This window comes from Limimaricola hongkongensis DSM 17492, assembly GCF_000600975.2.
Lineage (GTDB): Bacteria > Pseudomonadota > Alphaproteobacteria > Rhodobacterales > Rhodobacteraceae > Limimaricola > Limimaricola hongkongensis.
Genome location: NZ_KK088648.1, coordinates 150,906 through 170,002 on the forward strand (window position 1 = coordinate 150,906; position 19,097 = coordinate 170,002).

18 protein-coding genes are annotated in these 19,097 nt (G+C 67.8%); 15 read left to right on the top strand and 3 right to left on the bottom strand.

Annotated features, from left to right (window positions below):
* Window positions 1-178: 178 nt before the first annotated feature.
* From LOKHON_RS01575 to LOKHON_RS01585, 3 genes are all read left to right on the top strand, one after another.
* Window positions 179-640 carry a DUF2852 domain-containing protein gene (locus LOKHON_RS01575; protein ID WP_017929432.1) on the top strand — a complete coding sequence of 154 codons (462 nt, stop codon included), beginning with the start codon at window positions 179-181 and terminating at the stop codon, window positions 638-640.
* A gap of 76 nt (window positions 641-716) precedes the next feature.
* On the top strand, window positions 717-1,253 hold the full coding sequence (locus tag LOKHON_RS01580; protein WP_342670083.1) for an RDD family protein: 537 nt from the start codon (window positions 717-719) through the stop codon (window positions 1,251-1,253).
* Between the two features lie 35 nt (window positions 1,254-1,288).
* Window positions 1,289-2,128, top strand: a complete 840-nt coding sequence (locus tag LOKHON_RS01585) for an arginyltransferase (protein WP_026147586.1) — start codon at window positions 1,289-1,291, stop codon at window positions 2,126-2,128.
* A gap of 193 nt (window positions 2,129-2,321) precedes the next feature.
* Here LOKHON_RS01585 and LOKHON_RS01590 read toward each other — a convergent pair whose 3' ends face one another.
* A complete protein-coding gene (locus tag LOKHON_RS01590; protein WP_017929435.1) occupies window positions 2,322-4,199 on the bottom strand; it encodes a PhoX family protein in 1,878 nt (625 codons plus the stop codon).
* Between the two features lie 172 nt (window positions 4,200-4,371).
* Here LOKHON_RS01590 and LOKHON_RS01595 point away from each other — a divergent pair, with 172 nt between their 5' ends.
* The 6 genes from LOKHON_RS01595 to LOKHON_RS01620 all read left to right on the top strand — a co-directional run bounded on the left by LOKHON_RS01595 (window position 4,372) and on the right by LOKHON_RS01620 (window position 11,735).
* A complete protein-coding gene (locus LOKHON_RS01595; RefSeq protein ID WP_017929436.1) occupies window positions 4,372-5,319 on the top strand; it encodes a YihY/virulence factor BrkB family protein in 948 nt (315 codons plus the stop codon).
* A gap of 288 nt (window positions 5,320-5,607) precedes the next feature.
* Window positions 5,608-7,380, top strand: coding sequence for an acetolactate synthase 3 large subunit (locus LOKHON_RS01600; protein WP_017929437.1), 1,773 nt, complete (start codon window positions 5,608-5,610; stop codon window positions 7,378-7,380).
* A 72-nt stretch (window positions 7,381-7,452) separates the two neighbouring features.
* Window positions 7,453-8,019, top strand: coding sequence for an acetolactate synthase small subunit (gene ilvN, locus LOKHON_RS01605; RefSeq protein ID WP_017929438.1), 567 nt, complete (start codon window positions 7,453-7,455; stop codon window positions 8,017-8,019).
* Window positions 8,020-8,093: 74 nt separating this feature from the next.
* Window positions 8,094-9,026 (top strand): nucleoside hydrolase, encoded by a 933-nt coding sequence (locus LOKHON_RS01610; RefSeq protein WP_017929439.1) that lies wholly within the window; start codon window positions 8,094-8,096, stop codon window positions 9,024-9,026.
* 122 nt (window positions 9,027-9,148) lie between these two features.
* Complete coding sequence (locus LOKHON_RS01615) at window positions 9,149-10,552, top strand: protein adenylyltransferase SelO (protein ID WP_017929440.1); 1,404 nt, start codon at window positions 9,149-9,151, stop codon at window positions 10,550-10,552.
* Between the two features lie 73 nt (window positions 10,553-10,625).
* Entirely contained in the window at window positions 10,626-11,735 is a 1,110-nt protein-coding gene (locus LOKHON_RS01620) for a sensor histidine kinase (protein WP_017929441.1), read from the top strand.
* A 38-nt stretch (window positions 11,736-11,773) separates the two neighbouring features.
* Here the strand turns inward: LOKHON_RS01620 and LOKHON_RS01625 are convergent, their stop codons facing one another.
* Together LOKHON_RS01625 and LOKHON_RS01630 are read right to left on the bottom strand one after the other, a co-directional pair.
* Complete coding sequence (locus tag LOKHON_RS01625) at window positions 11,774-12,319, bottom strand: peptidylprolyl isomerase (RefSeq protein WP_017929442.1); 546 nt, start codon at window positions 12,317-12,319, stop codon at window positions 11,774-11,776.
* Complete coding sequence (locus tag LOKHON_RS01630; protein ID WP_017929443.1) at window positions 12,312-12,818, bottom strand: peptidylprolyl isomerase; 507 nt, start codon at window positions 12,816-12,818, stop codon at window positions 12,312-12,314. Before LOKHON_RS01630 ends, LOKHON_RS01625 begins: the two co-directional genes overlap by 8 nt.
* Window positions 12,819-12,937: 119 nt before the next feature.
* Between LOKHON_RS01630 and LOKHON_RS01635 the strand changes: the two genes are divergently transcribed.
* From LOKHON_RS01635 to LOKHON_RS01660, 6 genes are all read left to right on the top strand, one after another.
* A complete protein-coding gene (locus LOKHON_RS01635; protein WP_017929444.1) occupies window positions 12,938-14,128 on the top strand; it encodes a phosphoglycerate kinase in 1,191 nt (396 codons plus the stop codon).
* Complete coding sequence (locus LOKHON_RS01640; protein ID WP_017929445.1) at window positions 14,125-14,952, top strand: SDR family NAD(P)-dependent oxidoreductase; 828 nt, start codon at window positions 14,125-14,127, stop codon at window positions 14,950-14,952. Before LOKHON_RS01635 ends, LOKHON_RS01640 begins: the two co-directional genes overlap by 4 nt.
* A 125-nt stretch (window positions 14,953-15,077) precedes the next feature.
* A complete protein-coding gene (locus tag LOKHON_RS01645; protein WP_017929446.1) occupies window positions 15,078-16,007 on the top strand; it encodes a class I fructose-bisphosphate aldolase in 930 nt (309 codons plus the stop codon).
* 167 nt (window positions 16,008-16,174) lie between these two features.
* A complete protein-coding gene (locus LOKHON_RS01650; RefSeq protein ID WP_017929447.1) occupies window positions 16,175-16,468 on the top strand; it encodes an FtsB family cell division protein in 294 nt (97 codons plus the stop codon).
* A 165-nt stretch (window positions 16,469-16,633) separates the two neighbouring features.
* A complete protein-coding gene (gene pdhA, locus LOKHON_RS01655) occupies window positions 16,634-17,680 on the top strand; it encodes a pyruvate dehydrogenase (acetyl-transferring) E1 component subunit alpha (protein WP_017929448.1) in 1,047 nt (348 codons plus the stop codon).
* A gap of 3 nt (window positions 17,681-17,683) precedes the next feature.
* Entirely contained in the window at window positions 17,684-19,090 is a 1,407-nt protein-coding gene (locus LOKHON_RS01660; protein ID WP_017929449.1) for a pyruvate dehydrogenase complex E1 component subunit beta, read from the top strand.
* Window positions 19,091-19,097 lie beyond the last annotated feature (7 nt).

Sequence of the window (19,097 nt, forward strand, 5' to 3'; positions counted from 1 at the left end):
TGGCGCGCCGCGCAGACAGCGTCAATCGCCGCCGCGGCCCCGATCCGCGCAAAAAATGTTAATCAAGTTCACATCACCCCTTGAAGCACCGCGTCACCTCCCCCATCTGCGGTAATGTGAAACACATTCACATTCACCCCGGCCCGGCAGACGGGCCCTTCCGCGAAGGAGTTCCTCGATGTCCACGACCGACATGCCCCTGACCCATCGCCCCGGGCGCTCCGGCCTCAAGGACTGGTTCGTCCGCGCCGAGGCCTGGCTCGACGCCCGCGGCAAGCCCGCATGGATCGCCGCCATGGTCTTGGGTTTCATCGCCTTCTGGCCGGTCGGCCTCGCCATTCTCGCCTACATGATCTGGAGCAATCGCATGTTCAGCAAATCCTGCAGCACCCGCAGCAAGCGCGTCACCCCCTTCACCGCGATGCGCTCCTCGGGCAACACCGCCTTCGACGCCTACAAGGCCGAGACGCTGCGCCGCCTCGAAGAAGAACAGCGCGCCTTCCAGGGCTTCCTCGAGCGGCTGCGCGAAGCCAAGGACAAGGCCGAGTTCGACCAGTTTATGGACGACCGCGCCGCCAAGGCCCGCGACGCCGGCGCCAAGGCCGAGGACGACGACGACAACGGCAAGGACGCGGCCTGATCCGCGGCCATCGGGGCGGCCCCTGTCGGGGGCCGTCTCTCTTGTTCCCCCCCGTTTCGCATGAAAGGATCGCGACATGACCGCCGCACCGACATTCGCCGCCCGCCTGCGTGGCCTGCCCGACCCCGAGACCAGCCCCGAATGCTACGACGGCACCGCCTTCAAGCGGGCGCTGGCCTGGACGGTCGACGTCATGGTGATCGCGGTGATCTGCGCGCTGCTGGTGCCGTTCACCGCCTTTCTGGGGCTGTTCTTCTTTCCGCTGATGATGATGGTGGTGGGGTTTTTCTACCGCTGGGCCACGATCACGGCCGGGTCGGCCACCTGGGGCATGCGGCTGATGGCGATCGAGCTGCGCGATGGCGACGACCGGCCGCTCGACGCGACGCAGGCCTTCTTGCACACGGCGGGCTATGCCGTTTCGGTCGCGATCTTTCCGCTGCAGCTGGTGTCGATGGCGATGATGCTGCTGACCCCCGCATGGGCAGGGCCTGACCGACAGCGTTCTGGCGACCACGGCGCTGCGCCGCCGCCGCTGAGAGGCGCGCCGGGCGGGCGGCGCCCCGCCGCCCGGCCCCGAGGGGGGCTTGGCAGAGGCCCGGTCGGGCGCTAGCTTTCCTCGGGACGCCCAGCCCGAGTTCGAGCCTCATGCGCCATACTTTGCCCTTCGCGCCGCAATTCTACGTGACGGCCCCCCAGCCCTGCCCGTATCTCGCGGACCGGATGGAGCGGAAACTGTTCACCGCGCTGCAGGGCGACCAGGCCGAAAAGCTCAACGACGCGCTGTCGAAACAGGGCTTCCGCCGCAGCCAGAACGTGCTCTATCGCCCCTCCTGCGCCGAATGCACCGCCTGCCTCTCGGCCCGGATCGACGTGACCCGCTTCACCGCCTCGCGCAGCCAGAACCGGGTGCTGCGCCGCAACCGCGACCTCGCGCGCCGCGCCACCTCGCCCTGGGCCACCGAAGAACAATACGCGCTGTTTCGCGACTATCTCGACAGCCGCCACGCGGCGGGCGGCATGGCCGACATGGACATGTTCGAATTCGCCGCCATGGTCGAGGAGACGCCCGTGCGCTCGCGGCTGGTGGAATACACCGACCCCGCCGCCACCCACGATCCGCGCCACGGGCTGCGCGCGGTCTGCCTGACCGACATTCTCGATGACGGGCTGTCGATGGTCTATTCCTTCTTCGACCCCGGCGAGGAACGCCGCTCGCTCGGCACCCATGTCATCCTCGACCATGTGCGCATCGCGCAGGAAATGGGCCTGCCTTACGTCTATCTGGGCTACTGGGTGCCCGGCAGCCCCAAGATGGACTACAAGGCCCGCTTCAACGCGCTGGAACTCTATCGCGGCGGGCGCTGGCAGCCGATGGGCGACCGCGACGATTATTCCGCCGAGACGCATCCGCTTTCGGTCGCGCCGATCTCCGAACAGGTGGCGCGCATCACCCTGCCCGACACAAGGCCCGTCACCACGGGCTAGCCCCCGGCATCTCGCGGCCCGAGGCGGCCCGACAGATGGCCTGTGCGCCGGGTTTCGGAATCCTTCCCGACCGGGCCACCGGCGGCCCGAAGGGGGGCGTCACCCCGTCTTGCGGCGCGCCATGCGGCCAGAACAAGAACAGGGGCGGCCCGGATCGCTCCGGGCCGCCCCCATGCTACAACGATCCGCCGGATCAGCCGATCTCGGCGCCGTCGGTGCGCCGGATCGCGACGATCGAGGAGCGCGGCAGCGCCTGCGGGTCGGGGAAGTTCTCGGGGTGCTGGATGCCCACGAACATGGTCCTGCGATCCGCCGAGAAGGTGGCGCCGGTCACCTCCGACCCCTTGGGCCCGGTCATGAAGCGCGCGATCTCGCCGGTTTCGGGGTCGCCGCAGAGCATCTGGTTGTTGCCCATGCCCGCGAAATCGCCCTCGTTGCTGTCATCGCCATCGGTCTGGATCCACAGCATGCCGCGGCTGTCGAAGGCCATCCCGTCGGGCGAATTGAACAGGTTGCCGGGCGTCACGTTGTCCGAGCCCGCATAGGCGTCCGAATGCACCTCCGGGTTGCCCGCCATCACGTAGAGATCCCATGCAAAGACGTCGGCGGCGTGGTCTTCGCCCTCGGGCCGCCAGCGCACGATCTGGCCGTAATTGTTCTCGGCCCGCGGGTTGGGGCCGCCCACGGGGGTTTCGTCGCCGCCCGCGTTGGGCTTCACCGCGCGGTTCTTGTTGTTGGTGAGCGCGCAGTAGGCTTCGGCCCGCACCGGGTTGACCGCGACCCATTCGGGCCGGTCCATCGTGGTCGCGCCCACCGCCGAGCCCGCCTGGCGGGTGTGGATGTGGATCATCGCGCGATCCATGCCGGTCGTCTCCGGCGTCAGCGCCAGCCATTCGCCGCGCCCATCCTCGTGGAACTTCGCGACATAAAGCTGGCCCGCATCGAGCAGCCCGGAGGTGTCGCCGCCTTCGACATAGACGTCGTCGGAGACGTAGCGATAGAGGAACTCGCCGCGCTCGTCATCGCCCAGATAGACCACGACCCGGCCATCGGCCGCCAGCGTCACCTCGGCGTTCTCGTGCTTGAAGCGGCCCAGCGCGGTGCGCTTCACCGGGGTCGAGGACGCGTCAGAGGGGTCGATCTCCACGACATAGCCCGCCCGGTTCGGCTCGTTCGGCTCGGCCGCGAGGTCAAAGCGCGCGTCGAACTGCTCGTAGGCATAGCGCGACGCATGGCCGATGCCGTAGCGGTCGAACCCTTCGGGCAGCGCCAGTTCGGCGTCGGTGGAGCCGAAATAGCCGTTGAAGTTCTCTTCGCAGGTCAGATAGGTGCCCCACGGCGTGCGGCCCGCGCCGCAATTGTTGAAGGTGCCCAGGGCCTGCGTGCCCGACGGATCGGCCGAGGTCCGCAACAGCGCGTGACCGGCGGCGGGGCCGGTGATCCGCATCGGCGTGCGATGCGTGATGCGGCGGTTATAGGGGCTGTCGAGCACGACCTCGTAGCCGGCGCCGTTGTCCTTGACCTCGAACACCGCGACGCCCTGGCTGTCCTGCACCTGCCGGATGTCCTCGACCGAGGCGGGCTGGCCTTCGTCGTTGTCGGGCAGGTTGATCTCGAGATTGGCGTATTCGTGGTTCACCGCGATCACCTCGCGGCCATCGATCGCGAAAAGATGCATGCCGTCGGTGTTCTCGCCCACCGCGCGGGCCTGCCCCTCATGGGTGGTGCCGCGGGCCGGGTCGAAGGCGGGCGCGTCGGAAAACAGCGGGTCGCCCCAGCTTGTCAGAACCTTCCATTCGTACCCTTCGGGCACATGCACGGTGAAATCGGTCGCGATCGGGATCGGCGTGAAGCCGAAACGCGACACGGCATGCGCGCGGGCGCTGGTCGCCCCCATGACCCCCGACCCCATCACCGCGGCGCCCGAGCCAAAGGCCACCAGCCCCGACAGAAAGCCCCGGCGCGACACCGCGCCCGCGACGACGCGGTCGAAATCGGTGGTCTCGGCGGTCGGGCGGCGGCGCTCGTCCCAGTCGTCCCAGCTCAATGCGTTGAGTTGCTTGCGATCCATGGCTCGTTCCCTCGTTGCGCAGGTCTTGCTGGCGTCGTGCTAGATGCTGCGCGTGACGGTCATGCGACATGGAGGTGAGGGTTTTGTTAAACCCCGCGCCGGTGCGCATCGGCGGAACGCAGCCGCCGCTTGCGGTGTTGCCCCTACGATGGACAGGCAGCGGAGGTCACCGATGGCGCAGCACCGAAACCCGGACGCCCATCCGGGCGACATCAACAAGCCCGGCTGGTTCGCCACGCTCAAACGCGTCTATTCCGAGATCGGCGACGACCATGTCAGCCTGATCGCCGCCGGTTGCGCCTTTTACGGGCTGCTCGCGATCTTTCCCGGCATCGTCGCCGCCATGGCCATCGCCGGGCTGTTCTTCGACCCCGCCACCGTGGTCGGCCAGCTCGAAAGCCTGTCGGGCTTCCTGCCGCAGCAGGCCGCCGAGATCGTGCTCGGCCAGGCCAAGGAGGTCGCGGGCTCCGAGCAAGGCGGGCTCGGCCTCGCCGCGGTGTTCGGCATCCTCGTGGCGATCTACTCGGCCTCCAAGGGCGTGCAGTCGCTGGTCGAAGGTCTGAACGTCGCCTTCGAGGCCGAGGAAAGCCGCGGTCTCGTCTCCTATTACCTGCAGGTTCTGGCGCTGACGCTGGGCATGATCCTGGGCTTTTTGCTGATCGTCGCGGTGGCGGCGGGGCTTCCGGCGCTCCTGGGCGTGCTGCCCTGGGAGGGCACGACCGAGCTGATCCTCATCGTGGTGCGCTGGCCGGTGCTGCTCGCGCTGGTGGCGCTGGGGCTTGCGATTCTCTATCGCTACGGCCCCGACCGGGCCGAGCGCAAATGGCGCTGGATCACCCCCGGCGCGGCGCTGGCCTGCCTGCTGTGGCTGGTCGGATCGCTCGGCTTCGCCTTCTACGTCCGCAATTTCGGCGGCTACAACGAAACCTTCGGCGCGCTGGGCGGCGTGATCGTGCTCTTGATGTGGCTGTGGCTGTCCTCCTTCATCGTGCTGCTGGGGGCCGAGTTCGACAGCGAGATGGAGCGCCAGGCCAAGCACGATCCAAAGCCCGACGACGCGGAGAACGACCCGCTGATGCAGGACGCCAAGGACGAGTCGGGCAAGCCGGTGGCGCAATGAGCATGCCGGATCGACCCCGGGCACCCCTCTTCTGGAAATAATGTTGCCGTTACTGCCGAATCCACGACACTTTATCCGCCGTTTGCGGTTGACGCTCTCGCCCGCCCGTGCATATCTGCGCGGGCGGAGCATCAAAGGACCGGAGAGCATGGATCTTCTCCTCGTAATCGGTGAGGTAGGGCGCGTGGGCCGGTGACGGCAGGGACCATGACGGTCGACCATGCGCCCCCGGATCACCGGGGGCTTTTTTGTACGCAGGGCGCGGCAGACAGACAGGACACGGGCACGATGACAGGGCAGACGGAGCAAACGGGCGGACAGATGACCGGCGCGAAGATGGTCGTCCAGGCGCTGAGGGATCAGGGCGTCGACACGGTGTTCGGCTATCCCGGCGGCGCGGTGCTGCCGATCTATGACGAGCTGTTCCAGCAAAACGACATCCGCCACGTGCTCGTGCGCCACGAACAGGGCGCGATCCACGCCGCCGAAGGCTATGCCCGCTCCACCGGCAAGCCGGGCGTCGCCATCGTCACCTCCGGCCCCGGCGCCACCAACGCCGTCACCGGGCTGACCGACGCGCTTTTGGATTCCATCCCGATCGTCGTGCTGTCGGGGCAGGTGCCGACCTTCATGATCGGCTCGGACGCGTTCCAGGAGGCCGACACGGTCGGCATCACCCGCCCCTGCACCAAGCACAACTGGCTGGTCAAGGAGACCGACCGCCTCGGCGCGACGCTGCACGAGGCGTTCCACGTCGCCACCGCCGGCCGCCCCGGCCCGGTGCTGATCGACATCCCCAAGGACGTGCAGTTCGCCACCGGCACCTATGGCGGCAAGGAAACCCGCCCGACCCGCTACGCCCCGCCCGTCAAGGGCGACCCGGCGGCGATCGAGGCGCTGGCGCGGGCCATGGAAACCGCCAAGCGCCCGGTCTTCTATACCGGCGGCGGCGTCATCAATTCCGGCCCCGAGGCGAGCAAGCTTTTGCGCGATCTGGTCGCGGCGACCGGCTTTCCGATCACCTCGACGCTGATGGGCCTCGGCGCCTACCCCGCGAGCGGAGAGCAGTGGCTCGGCATGCTCGGCATGCACGGGCTTTACGAAGCCAACATGGCGATGCATGGCTGCGACCTGCTGATCTGCATCGGCGCGCGCTTCGACGACCGCATCACCGGGCGCATCGACGCGTTTTCGCCCAACTCCGTGCGCGCGCATATCGACATCGACCCCTCCTCGCTCAACAAGGTGATCCGCACCGACATCCCGATCATCGGCGACGTCGCCAACGTGCTCGGCGACCTGATGGCGGCATGGAGCGCGCGCGGCCGCAAGACCGACCGCGAGGGGCTGGCGCAGTGGCAGGCGCAGATCGGCGAATGGCGCGCGCGCGACTGCCTGTCCTTCCGCAACTCCGACAAGGTGATCAAGCCGCAATACGCGCTGCAACGGCTCGAGGCGCTGACCAAGGACCGCGACCGCTACATCACCACCGAGGTCGGCCAGCACCAGATGTGGGCCGCGCAATATCTCGGCTTCGAGGATCCGAACCGCTGGATGACCTCCGGCGGCCTCGGGACCATGGGCTACGGTTTCCCGGCCTCGGTCGGCGTGCAGATGGCGCATCCCGACAGCCTCGTGATCAACGTCGCGGGCGAAGCCTCGTGGCTGATGAACATGCAGGAGATGGGCACCGCCGTGCAATACCGCCTGCCGGTCAAGCAGTTCATCCTCAACAACGAACGCCTCGGCATGGTGCGCCAGTGGCAGGAGCTCTTGCATGGCGAGCGCTATTCGCAAAGCTGGTCCGAGGCGCTGCCGGATTTCGTCAAGCTCGCGGAGGCCTTCGGCGCCAAGGGGATCCTGTGCAAGGATCCCGCCGATCTCGACGACGCGATCATGGAGATGCTCGACTATGACGGCCCCGTCATCTTCGACTGCCTCGTCGAAAAGCACGAGAACTGCTTCCCGATGATCCCGTCTGGCAAGGCGCATAACGAGATGCTGATGGGCGAGGTCTCGACCGCGCATGCCATCGAGGCCGGCGGCGCGGTGCTGGTGTAACCGCGTTTCCTTCCAAGGAAACGCCCGGAAAATTGCAATTTTCCGGCCCAGCGCCGGACAGGGAGCGACCCCATGCTGAACATCAAGGAAGGCTCGACCAGCCACTCCGCCTACAACCTCCGCTCGGTCTATTCCGACATCGAGGAACGCCACACCCTCGCCGTGATCGTCGAGAACGAACCCGGCGTGCTGGCCCGCGTCATCGGCCTGTTCTCGGGCCGCGGCTACAACATCGAAAGCCTCACCGTGGCCGAGATCGACCACACCGGCCACATGTCGCGCATCACCCTCGTCACCTCCGGCACGCCGCAGGTGATCGAACAGATCAAGGCGCAACTGGGCCGCATCGTGCCGGTCCACGAGGTGCATGACCTTACCGTCGAAGGCCCCACGGTCGAACGCGAACTGGCGCTGTTCAAGGTGCGCGGCGAAGGCGATCACCGGGTCGAGGCGCTGCGCCTCGCCGACATCTTTCGCGCCAACGTGGTCGACTCGACGCTCGAAAGCTTCGTGTTCGAGATCACCGGCACGCCCGAAAAGATCGACGCCTTCGCCGACCTGATGCGCCCGCTCGGGCTCACCGAGCTGGCCCGCACCGGCGTCGCCGCCCTGTCGCGCGGCCCCGAGGCGCGCGTCTGAGCCGCTGACGCCGCGCGAGGCTTGCCCCCGCGCGGCGTTCCTGCCTTCCTGTGATCTTCACGAGGGAGGACCACATGGCCGCGCAGAAGATCATCATCGACACCGATCCCGGTCAGGACGACGCCGTCGCCATCCTGCTCGCCCTCGCCTCGCCCGAGCTTCAGGTGCTCGGCCTCACCGCCGTCGCCGGCAACGTGCCGCTCGACCTGACCCAGCGCAACGCGCGCCAGGTGGTCGAACTGGCGGGCCGCGACACGCCGGTCTTCGCGGGCTGCGCAGCCCCCATCGCCCGCCCGCTCGTCACCGCCGAACACGTGCACGGCAAGACCGGGCTCGACGGCATCACCCTGCCCGATCCCAGCCTGCCGCTTCAGGAGCAGGACGGCGTCGATTTCATCATCGACACGCTGCGCCGCGAGCCGGAGAACACCGTCACGCTCTGCCCGCTCGGGCCGCTCACCAACATCGCCACCGCCTTTCGCCGCGCCCCCGACATCGTCGCGCGCGTGCAGCGCATAGTGCTGATGGGCGGCGGCTTCTTCGAAGGCGGCAACATCACCCCGGCGGCCGAGTTCAACATCTATGTCGATCCCGAGGCCGCGAGCGAGGTCTTCGCCTGCGGCCGCCCCATCACCGTCCTGCCGCTCGATGCCACGCACAAGGCGCTCACCTCCAAGGACTGGATCGCCAGGATGCGCGGCATGGGGCGGATCGGCGAGGTGGTCGCGAGCTGGACCGATTTCTTCGAACGCTTCGACACCGAGAAATACGGCTCCGAAGGCGCGCCGCTGCATGATCCTTGCGTCATCGCGTGGCTGCTGCGCCCGGATCTCTTCTCGGGTCGCGAGATCAATGTCGAGATCGAAACCGGATCGGAGCTGACGCTGGGCATGACCGTGGCCGATTGGTGGGGCGTGACCGACCGGCCCAGGAACGCGCTGTTTCTCGGCGATGTCGACCGCGACGGGCTCTTCGATCTGCTGAGCGAGCGGATCGAGCGGCTCTGACCGGGACCATGGCGCGGGCCGAGGCCGGTGGATTTGCGTATTTTGGGAACAAAGTGGCCGGTTTCGCGGAATTTCGGGCCCGCCACGCTTGGCGCAGGCCGCGCAGGGCATAGATCGAAGCCATGAGCCTGCATATCCCCTTCGACAACAGCTACGCCCGCCTGCCCGACCGCCTGTTCACCCGGCAGGCGCCGGTGCCGGTGGCCAGCCCCGGCTGGATCGCGCTGAACGACCGCCTCGCGCGCGATCTCGACCTCGATGCGCAGGCGCTGCGCTCGGATGAAGGGCTGCGCGTCTTTGCCGGCAACGCCGTGCCCGACGGGGCGGCGCCGCTGGCCCAGCTTTATGCCGGGCACCAGTTCGGCCAGTGGAACCCGCAGCTCGGCGATGGGCGGGCGATCCTTCTGGGCGAAATCCTCGGCCCCGACGGCATCCGCCGCGACATCGCGCTCAAGGGGTCGGGGCGCACACCCTATTCCCGCATGGGCGACGGGCGGGCCTGGCTCGGGCCGGTGATCCGCGAATACATCATGAGCGAGGCGATGCATGCGCTCGGCGTGCCGACCACCCGCGCGCTCGCCGCCGTCACCACCGGCGAAGAGGTGATCCGCGAGACCGTCCTGCCCGGCGCGGTGCTGACCCGCGTCGCGCAAAGCCATATCCGCGTCGGCACCTTCCAGATCCTCACCGCGCGCGGCGATCATGACGGGCTGCGCGCGCTGGCCGATCACACCATGGCGCGGCACTACCCCGACGCGGGCAGCGTGCCGGAGATGCTGGCGCAGATGGTGGCCCGGCAGGCCGATCTGATCGCCCGATGGATGAGCCTCGGCTTCATCCACGGCGTGATGAACACCGACAATTGTTCGGTCGCGGGCGAAACCATCGATTACGGCCCCTGCGCCTTCATGGACGGCTACCATCCGGGCCGGGTCTTTTCCTCGATCGACGCGCATGGCCGCTACGCCTATGGCAACCAGCCGCAGGTGGCGCTGTGGAACATCGCGCAATTCGCCACCGCGCTGGTGCCGCTGATGCCCAATCAGGACCGCGCGGTCGAGGATTTCACCGCCATCATCAACCGCTTTGCCGATCTCTACCAATCCGCATGGCTCGACCGTTTCGGCGCCAAGATCGGGCTGGCCGAACCCACCCCCGAAGATCGCGCGCTGATCGAGGCGCTGCTCACCGCCATGAGCGCGGCGGGCACCGATTTCACCAACGGCTTCAGGGCACTGGCCGAGGATGCGCCCGAGCGCAGCGGCGCGGATGCCGACTGGATCGCCCGCTGGCGGGCGCGCGGGCCGGACCTGTCCGTCGCGGCGGCGGCCAACCCGGTCGTGGTGCCGCGGCTGCACCGCATCGAAGCCACCATCACCGCCGCCATGGCGGGCGATCTTTCCGTGTTCGACGACATGCTCACGGTGGTGACCGCGCCCTTCGAGCCGGATCCGGCGCTGGCCAAAATCCATGTTGCGCCGCCAGCCGGGCATGAGAAAGTCGACAAGACCTTCTGCGGCACTTAAGAGCGGTGGAACCGCGCGGCCGATTTGCGAATGACCGCCATGCACGCGGTGGTACCGGTAAGAAAGTGAGCCTGTGAGAGACGTCTTCGACCATACGAGCGAACGCCGGGCCGAAGCGATCCGGTCGCTGGGAATCATGGACAGCGAAGACGAGGCCGATTTCGACGAGATCACCAGCTATGCCGCGGAGATCTGCGAAGCGCCGATCTCGCTGGTCACGCTGGTCAACGACGAACGTCAATGGGCGAAATCGGCCTTCGGCACGCAGCAGCGCGATTACACGATGGACGAGTCGATCTGCGCGCACGGGCTCTCCGGTCCCGATTTTCTCGAAATCGAGGACACCGCCGCCGACCCGCGCACCCGCGACAACCCGCTGGTCACCGGCCCCGACCCGATCCGCTATTACGGCGGCGCGATTCTCAAGCTGGGCGACACCACGCCGATCGGCGCGCTGTGCATTCTCGACCGCAAGCCGCGCCGGCTTTCGGACGCCACCAAGCGGCTCCTGATCATCCTCGCGCGGCAGGTGACGCGCCGGATGGAGCTGCGCCGCGCGCTGGCGGCGCAGGAAACGCTGGCCAGCGAGGTCGATCACAGGGTCAAGAATTCGCTGCAGATGGTGACCGCCCTGGTCCGCATCCAGCGCGCGCAGGCCCGCAGCGACGAAACCCGCGAGGCGCTGTCCGAAACCATCGACCGGCTCTCGGCGATCTCGCTTCTGCACGCGGAGCTGCACAAGGTGTCGGCCCGCAACGAGATCGCCCTGCACCAGTTCCTGCCGGACATCATCCGGCATCTCGAAACCACCCTGCCCCCGAACGTCGCGATCCGCCACCGGCTGGTGCCGCTGATGGTGCGCTCCGAGGTCGCGGCCTCGCTGGCGCTGCTGCTCAACGAAGCCGTGGCCAACGCCGCCAAGCACGCCTTTCCCGAAGGCCGCGACGGCCGGATCGACGTGGCGCTGGAGCTGGCGGGCGGCGAAGCCCGCCTGTCGGTCGTCGATGACGGCGTCGGCAGCGACCGGCTCGAAGCCGCCCCCGAACGCGGCAGCGGCCTTGGCCGGCAGATCATCGACGCCTCGGTGGCGCGGGTGAATGGCGAGATCTTCCGCCGCAGCGGCGCGGAAGGCACCCGGATCGAGATCCGCTTTCCGGCGCCGCGGCTGCTGCCCGACGCCTGAGGGATTGCCGCGGCCCGCCGGGGCCGCGGCAGGCGGCGTCACTCGGTGACGCGCACCTCGCGCATCACGTCCGGCGCGCCGATCACGGCGCCGTTCGCCCCCTCGCCGCGCTTGATCGCGTCGAGCACGTCGAGCCCGTCGGTCACCTCGCCCACGACCGTGTACTGGCCGTTGAGGAAATCGCCCGGCGCGAACATGATGAAGAACTGGCTGTTGGCCGAATTCGGGTCCTGGCTGCGGGCCATGCCCACGGTGCCGCGCTCGAACGGCCTGTCCGAGAACTCCTGCACGAGATCGTCGCGCTCGGAGCCGCCCATGCCGGCCATCGACATGTCGCCGCCCGTCCGGCCGAACTCCACGTCGCCGGTCTGCGCCATGAAGCCGTCGATCACGCGGTGGAACACCACGCCGTCATAGGCGCCGTCGCCCGCCAGCGCGGTGATCTGCTCGACATGGTTGGGCGCGACATCCTCGAACAGGTCGATGCTGATCGTGCCCTCGGCCTCGCCGGCGACGTCGATCTCGATCCCGGTGGCGGCGGCGGGCGACGCGGCGAGCGCGAGAAGAACCGCGAGCTTACGCATCGGCGGCCACCTTGACGCTGATCATCCGGTCGGGGTTCGCGGGCGGCTCGCCCTTGGTGATCTTGTCGACATGCTCCATCCCCTCGATCACGCGGCCATAGACCGTGTATTGCTTGTTGAGGAAATGGTTGTTGCTGAAATTGATGAAGAACTGGCTGTTGGCCGAGTTCGGGTTGGCCGAACGCGCCGCCCCCAGCGTGCCCCGGTCATGCGGCACGTTGGAAAACTCCGCCGGAAGATCCGGCTTGTCCGACCCGCCGGTGCCGGCGCGGCGCGGGTTGTAGTCCTTTTCCATGTTGGCGTGCTCCACGTCGCCGGTCTGCGCCATGAAGCCGTCGATCACGCGGTGGAAGGCGACGTTGTCATAGGCACCGGCGCGGGCCAGCTCCTTCATCCGCTCGGCATGCTTGGGCGCCACGTCGGGCAGAAGCTCGATCACCACCGGGCCGTCCTTGAGCTCGATGATGATGGTGTTCTCGGGGTCCTTGATCTCGGCCATTGCCGGTCCTCCTGCTGCTTTGCCCCCGACATAAGGCGGCGCCGCGCGTAAGCCAATGGCTTGAGAGCCCCGGCCCCGGGCGCTACCTATTCGCCAAGCAGAAACGGAAAGGACGGCGCATGGGCTGGAAGACGATCGACGAGTTGGATCTCGCGGGCAAACGGGTCCTCGTGAGAGTGGACGTGAACGTGCCCGTCGAGGCGGGCCGCGTCACCGACGCCACCCGGATCGCGCGCATCGTGCCGACCGTGACCGACATCGCCGAAAAAGGCGGGCGGGTGATCCTGCTGGCGCATTTCGACCGGCCCAAGGGCCGCGTCGTCCCCGACATGTCGCTCAAACAGATCCTGCCCGCGCTCGAAGAGAAACTCGGCCGCAAGGTCGCCTTCGCCGCGGATTGCATCGGCGAGGATGCGCAGGCGGCGGTCGACGCGCTCGCCGATGGCGAGGTGCTGCTTCTGGAAAACACCCGCTTTCACGCGGGCGAAGAGGCCAATGACGGCGATTTCGCCGAAAAGCTGGCGCATCTGGGCGATGTCTACGTCAACGACGCCTTCTCGGCGGCGCACCGCGCCCACGCCTCGACCGAGGCGCTGGCGCGGCTGCTGCCCTGCGCCGCGGGCCGGCTGATGGCCGAGGAGCTGCAGGCCCTGGAAAAGGCGCTCGGCACGCCCGACCGTCCCGTCGTCGCCGTGGTCGGCGGCGCGAAGGTGTCGACCAAGCTCGACCTGCTGTCGAACCTCGTCGAAAAGGTTGACACGCTGGTGATCGGCGGCGGCATGGCCAACACCTTTCTTGCCGCCCAGGGCCTGGACGTCGGCAAATCGCTGTGCGAGCACGACCTGACCGGCACCGCCCGCGACATCGCCGCCAAGGCCGCCGAAAAAGGCTGCACCATCCTGCTGCCGCGCGACGTCGTGGTGGCGCGCGAGTTCAAGGCGGGCGCCGAAAGCGAGGTCGTCAAGGCCGAGGACACGCCATCCGACGCGATGATCCTCGACGCCGGGCCCGACAGCGTCGCGCATGTCGAGATGGCGCTGGAAAACGCCAAGACGCTGGTCTGGAACGGGCCGCTCGGGGCCTTCGAGATCGCGCCCTTCGACCGCGGCACCGTGACGGCGGCGAAAAAAGCCGCCGAGCTGACCCGCGCGGGCAAGCTCGTCTCCGTGGCGGGCGGCGGCGACACCGTCGCCGCGCTCAACGCCGCGGGCGTCGCGGAGGATTTCTCCTATGTCTCGACCGCCGGGGGGGCGTTTCTGGAATGGATGGAAGGCAAGGTGCTGCCGGGCGTGAAGGCGCTGGGCGCATGAGCGGCAACACCCAGATGCAATCCGCCCGCACCGATCTCGTCCCGCAAAGCCGCGGCTGGACGCTCATCACCGGGGCCTCGTCGGGCCTCGGCGAAGAATTCGCCCGCATCGCGGCCCGTGGCGGTCGCCGCCTGATCCTCTCGGCCCGTTCCGAGGACAAGCTCGAGGCGCTGGCCGCCGAGCTGCGCCAGCGGGTCGAGGTCGTCGTGATCCCCGCCGATCTCGCCCGCCCCGGCGGCGCCGAGCGGCTGTGGCGCGAGGCCTCCGAGGGCCGCCGCATCGAGATCCTCGTCAACAATGCCGGTCTCGGGCTCAACCGCCGCTTCGGCGATGGCGGCACCGATGAGGCCGAGCGCCTCGTCGCGGTCAACGTCACGGCGGCGACCGTGCTGATGCAGGCCGCCATCGGCCACATGCGCCACAATGGCGAGGGCCACGTGCTCAACGTCGCTTCGGTCGCGGCCTTCGTGCCCGGCCCCGGCATGGCGGTCTACCACGCGACCAAGGCCTATCTTCTGTCGCTGTCGGACGCCGTCACCGCCGAGCTGGAGGCCGAGGACAGCGAGGTGTCGGTCACCGCGCTCTGCCCCGGCCCGGTCGAGACCGGCTTCTTCGACGCCGCCGGCATGTCCGCCGACGGCCCCTCCGGCCCGATGCGGCCCGCCCGCGCGCGCGACGTTGCGCAGGCGGGATGGGAGGCGATGCTGGCGCGGCGCCAGACGGTCGTGCCCGGCGGCATGACGCGACTCGCCGCCTTTGCGGGCCGGGTGCTGCCGCGCGGCCTCTCCGCCCGGCTGGCCGGCCGGGCCTATGGCCGGGCCTGATTTCCCAAGCCTCTGAGATCACGGGGCTTTGGTGGCGCTAACAGTGCCGCCCGGTGGCGCTAACAGGATTGTGAGCCACCGGGCGGCGCCCTAGGTTTGCGGCAACGCAAACCGAAAGGCTCCCCATGCAGACCACCGACACCGTCCGCGACATCCTTCGCAACTACGAGGGCGAGACCCCCGGCGTGAAGGCGAACCTCGCCCGGATGCTGATGGCCGGCAAGCTGGGCGGCACCGGCAAGATGATCATCCTGCCCGTCGACCAGGGCTTCGAGCACGGCCCCGCCCGCAGCTTCGCGCCCAACCCCGAAGGCTACGACCCGCATTACCACTACCAGCTGGCGATCGATGCGGGGCTGAACGCCTTCGCCGCGCCTCTGGGCATGATCGAGGCGGGCGCCGACAGCTTCGCGGGCCAGATCCCCACCATCCTCAAATGCAACAGCGCCAACTCGCTGATGTCCGGCACCGCCGGCAAGAACCAGGCCGTGACGGCGAGCGTGGACGACGCGCTGCGGCTGGGCTGCTCGGCGATCGGCTTCACCATCTATCCCGGCTCCGACTGCGCGCTCGACATGTTCGAGGAGATCGTCGAGATGCGCAAGGAAGCCGCCGCCAAGGGCGTGGCGACCGTGATCTGGTCCTACCCGCGCGGCGAGGCGCTCGACAAGGACGGCGAAACGGCGATCGACATCGCCGCCTATGCCGCGCAGATCGCCGCCCTGATCGGCGCGCATGTGATCAAGATCAAGCTGTCGACCGACCACCTGTCGCTGCCTGAGGCCAAGAAGGTCTACGAGGCCGAGAACATCGACATCTCGACTCAGGCGGCGCGGGTGAAGCATTGCGTGCAGTCGGCCTTTGGCGGGCGGCGCATCATGGTGTTCTCCGGCGGCGCCAAGAAGGGCGCGGATTCGGTCTATGACGACGCCCGCGCGATCCGCGACGGCGGCGGCAACGGCTCGATCATCGGCCGCAACTCGTTCCAGCGCCCGCGCGAAGAGGCGCTGGAGATGCTCGGCAAGCTGCAGGACATCTATCTCGGCCGCGGCTGAGCCGCGCAGGCCGGACCGGGGTCGCGGCGAAACCGCGGCAAACCGGTCACGGTGACCGGCGACAACACGCCAAGGCGGCGCGAACGCGATGTTCGCGCCGCCTTTTTCGTGGCATGATATTTTCAGCCGCCCGAAAAAGAGGTGGCACACGAGGCAAGACAGCAGTGATGAAACGCACCCCTTCTCTGGGCCCGGCCCTCTACCTGATCGGCATGCTGCTGATCGGACTCTACTTCACCTTCGCCGCGGTGCAGGGCGATTACGGCGTGTTCCGGCGCGCCGAGGTGGAGGCCGAGGCCCGTGGCCTGGAGAAGGAACTCGCCAGCCTGCGCGGCGAAGTGGCGCGCATGGAGAATCTGACCCGGCGCCTGTCGGACGACTATCTCGATCTCGACCTTCTCGACGCCCGCGCGCGCGAGGTGCTCGGCATGATCCGCGCCGACGAGATCGTCATCCGCTGACGTAGCGGCACCCTCAAGACCCTTTTTCGCAAGCGCCGCGTTCTCCTTGGGGGGCGCGGCGCTTTGCATTCCGGCCATGTCGAGTTTGCCCTGTTGCATCCCGCCCAACTTCTGTAAGTGATAGTTCAAGGCTAAACTATCCGTCACAGCGCGAAGGGAGACGCCATGGCGACCCGGAAGACCTCCGACACAGGCCCCGCCAAGGGTTCCAATCCTGCCCCCAAGGGCTCCAACATCCCCGCCGATGAGCTCAAGCATTACTACCGAGAGATGCTGCTGATCCGCCGGTTCGAGGAAAAGGCCGGCCAGCTTTACGGCATGGGTCTGATCGGCGGCTTCTGCCACCTCTATATCGGCCAGGAGGCCGTGGTGGTCGGGCTGGAGGCTGCGGCGGAAGAAGGCGACAAGCGCGTCACCTCCTACCGCGATCACGGCCACATGCTGGCCTGCGGCATGGACCCCAAGGGCGTGATGGCCGAGCTCACGGGCCGCGAGGGCGGCTATTCCAAAGGCAAGGGCGGGAGCATGCACATGTTCTCGAAGGAAAAGCACTTCTACGGCGGCCATGGCATCGTCGGCGCGCAGGTGCCGATCGGCGCCGGTCTCGCCTTTGCCGACAAGTATCTCGAAAACGGCCGCGTGACCTTTTCCTATTTCGGGGACGGCGCCGCCAACCAGGGCCAGGTCTACGAGACCTACAACATGGCCCAGCTTTGGGATCTTCCGGTCGTCTTCGTGATCGAGAACAACCAGTACGCGATGGGCACGAGCGTCCAGCGTTCGACCAAGTCGCCCTCGCTGTGGGAACGCGGCGCCGCCTACGGCATCAAGGGCGAGGAAGTCGACGGCATGGACGTGCTGGCGGTGAAAGAGGCCGGCGAGCGCGCGGTGAAGCACTGCCGCGAGGGCAAGGGCCCCTACATCCTCGAGATCAAGACCTACCGTTACCGCGGCCATTCGATGTCCGACCCCGCGAAGTACCGCTCGCGCGAGGAAGTGCAGAAGATGCGCGAGGAGCGCGACCCGATCGAGCAGATCCGGCAGGTGCTGCTTTCGGGCCAGCACGCCACCGAGGACGATCTCAAGGCGATCGACAAGGAGATCAAGGAGATCGTCAACGAGTCCGCCGAGTTCTCCAAGGAGAGCCCCGAGCCCGCGCTCGAAGAGCTCTGGACCGACATCTACGCTAAAGAAGCCCCGCAGGAGGCCTGATCCATGGCGACTGAAATTCTGATGCCCGCCCTCTCGCCGACCATGGAGGAAGGCACGCTCGCCAAGTGGCTCGTCAAGGAGGGCGACACCGTCGCCTCCGGCGACATCCTGGCCGAGATCGAAACCGACAAGGCCACGATGGAATTCGAGGCCGTCGACGAAGGCACCGTCGGCAAGATCCTGATCGACGAGGGCACCGAGGGCGTGAAGGTCAACACCCCGATCGCCGTGCTGCTGGAGGAAGGCGAGGACGCCTCCGCCATCGACAGCGCCGGTGGCAACACCGGCGACGATGCCAAGGCCGAGGTCAAGGAAGAGACCAAGGCCGAACCCAAGGACACCGTCCCCGCCGACAGCCCCGCCGCCTCGTCGCCCGCCGCCGCGGCTCCCAAGCCGCCGCGCACCCCCGACTGGCCCGAGGGCACCGAGACCAAGACCACGACCGTCCGCGAAGCGCTGCGCGACGCCATGGCCGAGGAGATGCGCCGCGAGGACAACGTCTTCCTGATGGGCGAGGAAGTGGGCGAGTACCAGGGCGCCTACAAGATCTCCCAGGGCCTGCTGGACGAGTTCGGCCCCAAGCGCGTGGTCGACACGCCGATCACCGAGCACGGCTTCACCGGCATCGCGGTGGGTGCCGCCTTTGGCGGCCTGCGCCCGATCGTGGAGTTCATGACCTTCAACTTCGCCATGCAGGCGATGGACCAGATCATCAACTCGGCGGCCAAGACGCTCTACATGTCGGGCGGCCAGATGGGCGCGCCGATGGTGTTCCGCGGCCCCAACGGCGCCGCCGCCCGCGTCGGCGCGCAGCACTCCCAGGACTACGCCGCGTGGTTCATGCAGATCCCCGGTCTCAAGGTCGTGATGCCCTACTCCGCCGCCGACGCGAAGGGGTTGATGAAATCCGCGATCCGCGACCCGAACCCGGTGATCTTCCTCGAAAACGAGATCCTCTATGGCCGCTCCTTCGAGGTGCCGGTGATGGATGATTTCACCATTCCGCTTGGCAAGGCGCGCATCGCCCGCGAAGGCACGGACGTCACCATCGTGTCGTTCGGCATCGGCATGACCTATGCACTTGAGGCCGCCGAGAAGCTGGCCGCCGACGGCATCGAGGCCGAGGTGATCGACCTGCGCACGATCCGACCCATGGACACCGACGCGATCATCGAGAGCGTCAAGAAGACCAACCGCTGCGTCACCGTCGAGGAAGGCTGGCCGCAGGGCTCCGTCGGCGGCTACATCTCGACCGTGCTGATGCAGGAGGCGTTCGACCATCTCGACGCGCCGGTGATCAACTGCACCGGCAAGGACGTGCCGATGCCCTATGCCGCCAACCTCGAGAAGCACGCGCTGGTGACGACCGACGAGGTCGTCGAGGCGGTGCGCAAAGTGACCTACAAGTAAGGGGCGC

Bases quoted from the DNA above. Each gene is read 5' to 3' on its own strand.
- LOKHON_RS01575 (WP_017929432.1), top strand. From the start codon at position 179: ATGTCCACGACCGACATGCCCCTGACCCATCGCCCCGGGCGCTCCGGC.
- LOKHON_RS01580 (WP_342670083.1), top strand. From the start codon at position 717: ATGACCGCCGCACCGACATTCGCCGCCCGCCTGCGTGGCCTGCCCGAC.
- LOKHON_RS01585 (WP_026147586.1), top strand. From the start codon at position 1,289: ATGCGCCATACTTTGCCCTTCGCGCCGCAATTCTACGTGACGGCCCCC.
- LOKHON_RS01590 (WP_017929435.1), bottom strand. From the start codon at position 4,199: ATGGATCGCAAGCAACTCAACGCATTGAGCTGGGACGACTGGGACGAG.
- LOKHON_RS01595 (WP_017929436.1), top strand. From the start codon at position 4,372: ATGGCGCAGCACCGAAACCCGGACGCCCATCCGGGCGACATCAACAAG.
- LOKHON_RS01600 (WP_017929437.1), top strand. From the start codon at position 5,608: ATGACAGGGCAGACGGAGCAAACGGGCGGACAGATGACCGGCGCGAAG.
- ilvN (WP_017929438.1), top strand. From the start codon at position 7,453: ATGCTGAACATCAAGGAAGGCTCGACCAGCCACTCCGCCTACAACCTC.
- LOKHON_RS01610 (WP_017929439.1), top strand. From the start codon at position 8,094: ATGGCCGCGCAGAAGATCATCATCGACACCGATCCCGGTCAGGACGAC.
- LOKHON_RS01615 (WP_017929440.1), top strand. From the start codon at position 9,149: ATGAGCCTGCATATCCCCTTCGACAACAGCTACGCCCGCCTGCCCGAC.
- LOKHON_RS01625 (WP_017929442.1), bottom strand. From the start codon at position 12,319: ATGCGTAAGCTCGCGGTTCTTCTCGCGCTCGCCGCGTCGCCCGCCGCC.
- LOKHON_RS01630 (WP_017929443.1), bottom strand. From the start codon at position 12,818: ATGGCCGAGATCAAGGACCCCGAGAACACCATCATCATCGAGCTCAAG.
- LOKHON_RS01635 (WP_017929444.1), top strand. From the start codon at position 12,938: ATGGGCTGGAAGACGATCGACGAGTTGGATCTCGCGGGCAAACGGGTC.
- LOKHON_RS01640 (WP_017929445.1), top strand. From the start codon at position 14,125: ATGAGCGGCAACACCCAGATGCAATCCGCCCGCACCGATCTCGTCCCG.
- LOKHON_RS01645 (WP_017929446.1), top strand. From the start codon at position 15,078: ATGCAGACCACCGACACCGTCCGCGACATCCTTCGCAACTACGAGGGC.
- LOKHON_RS01650 (WP_017929447.1), top strand. From the start codon at position 16,175: ATGAAACGCACCCCTTCTCTGGGCCCGGCCCTCTACCTGATCGGCATG.
- pdhA (WP_017929448.1), top strand. From the start codon at position 16,634: ATGGCGACCCGGAAGACCTCCGACACAGGCCCCGCCAAGGGTTCCAAT.
- LOKHON_RS01660 (WP_017929449.1), top strand. From the start codon at position 17,684: ATGGCGACTGAAATTCTGATGCCCGCCCTCTCGCCGACCATGGAGGAA.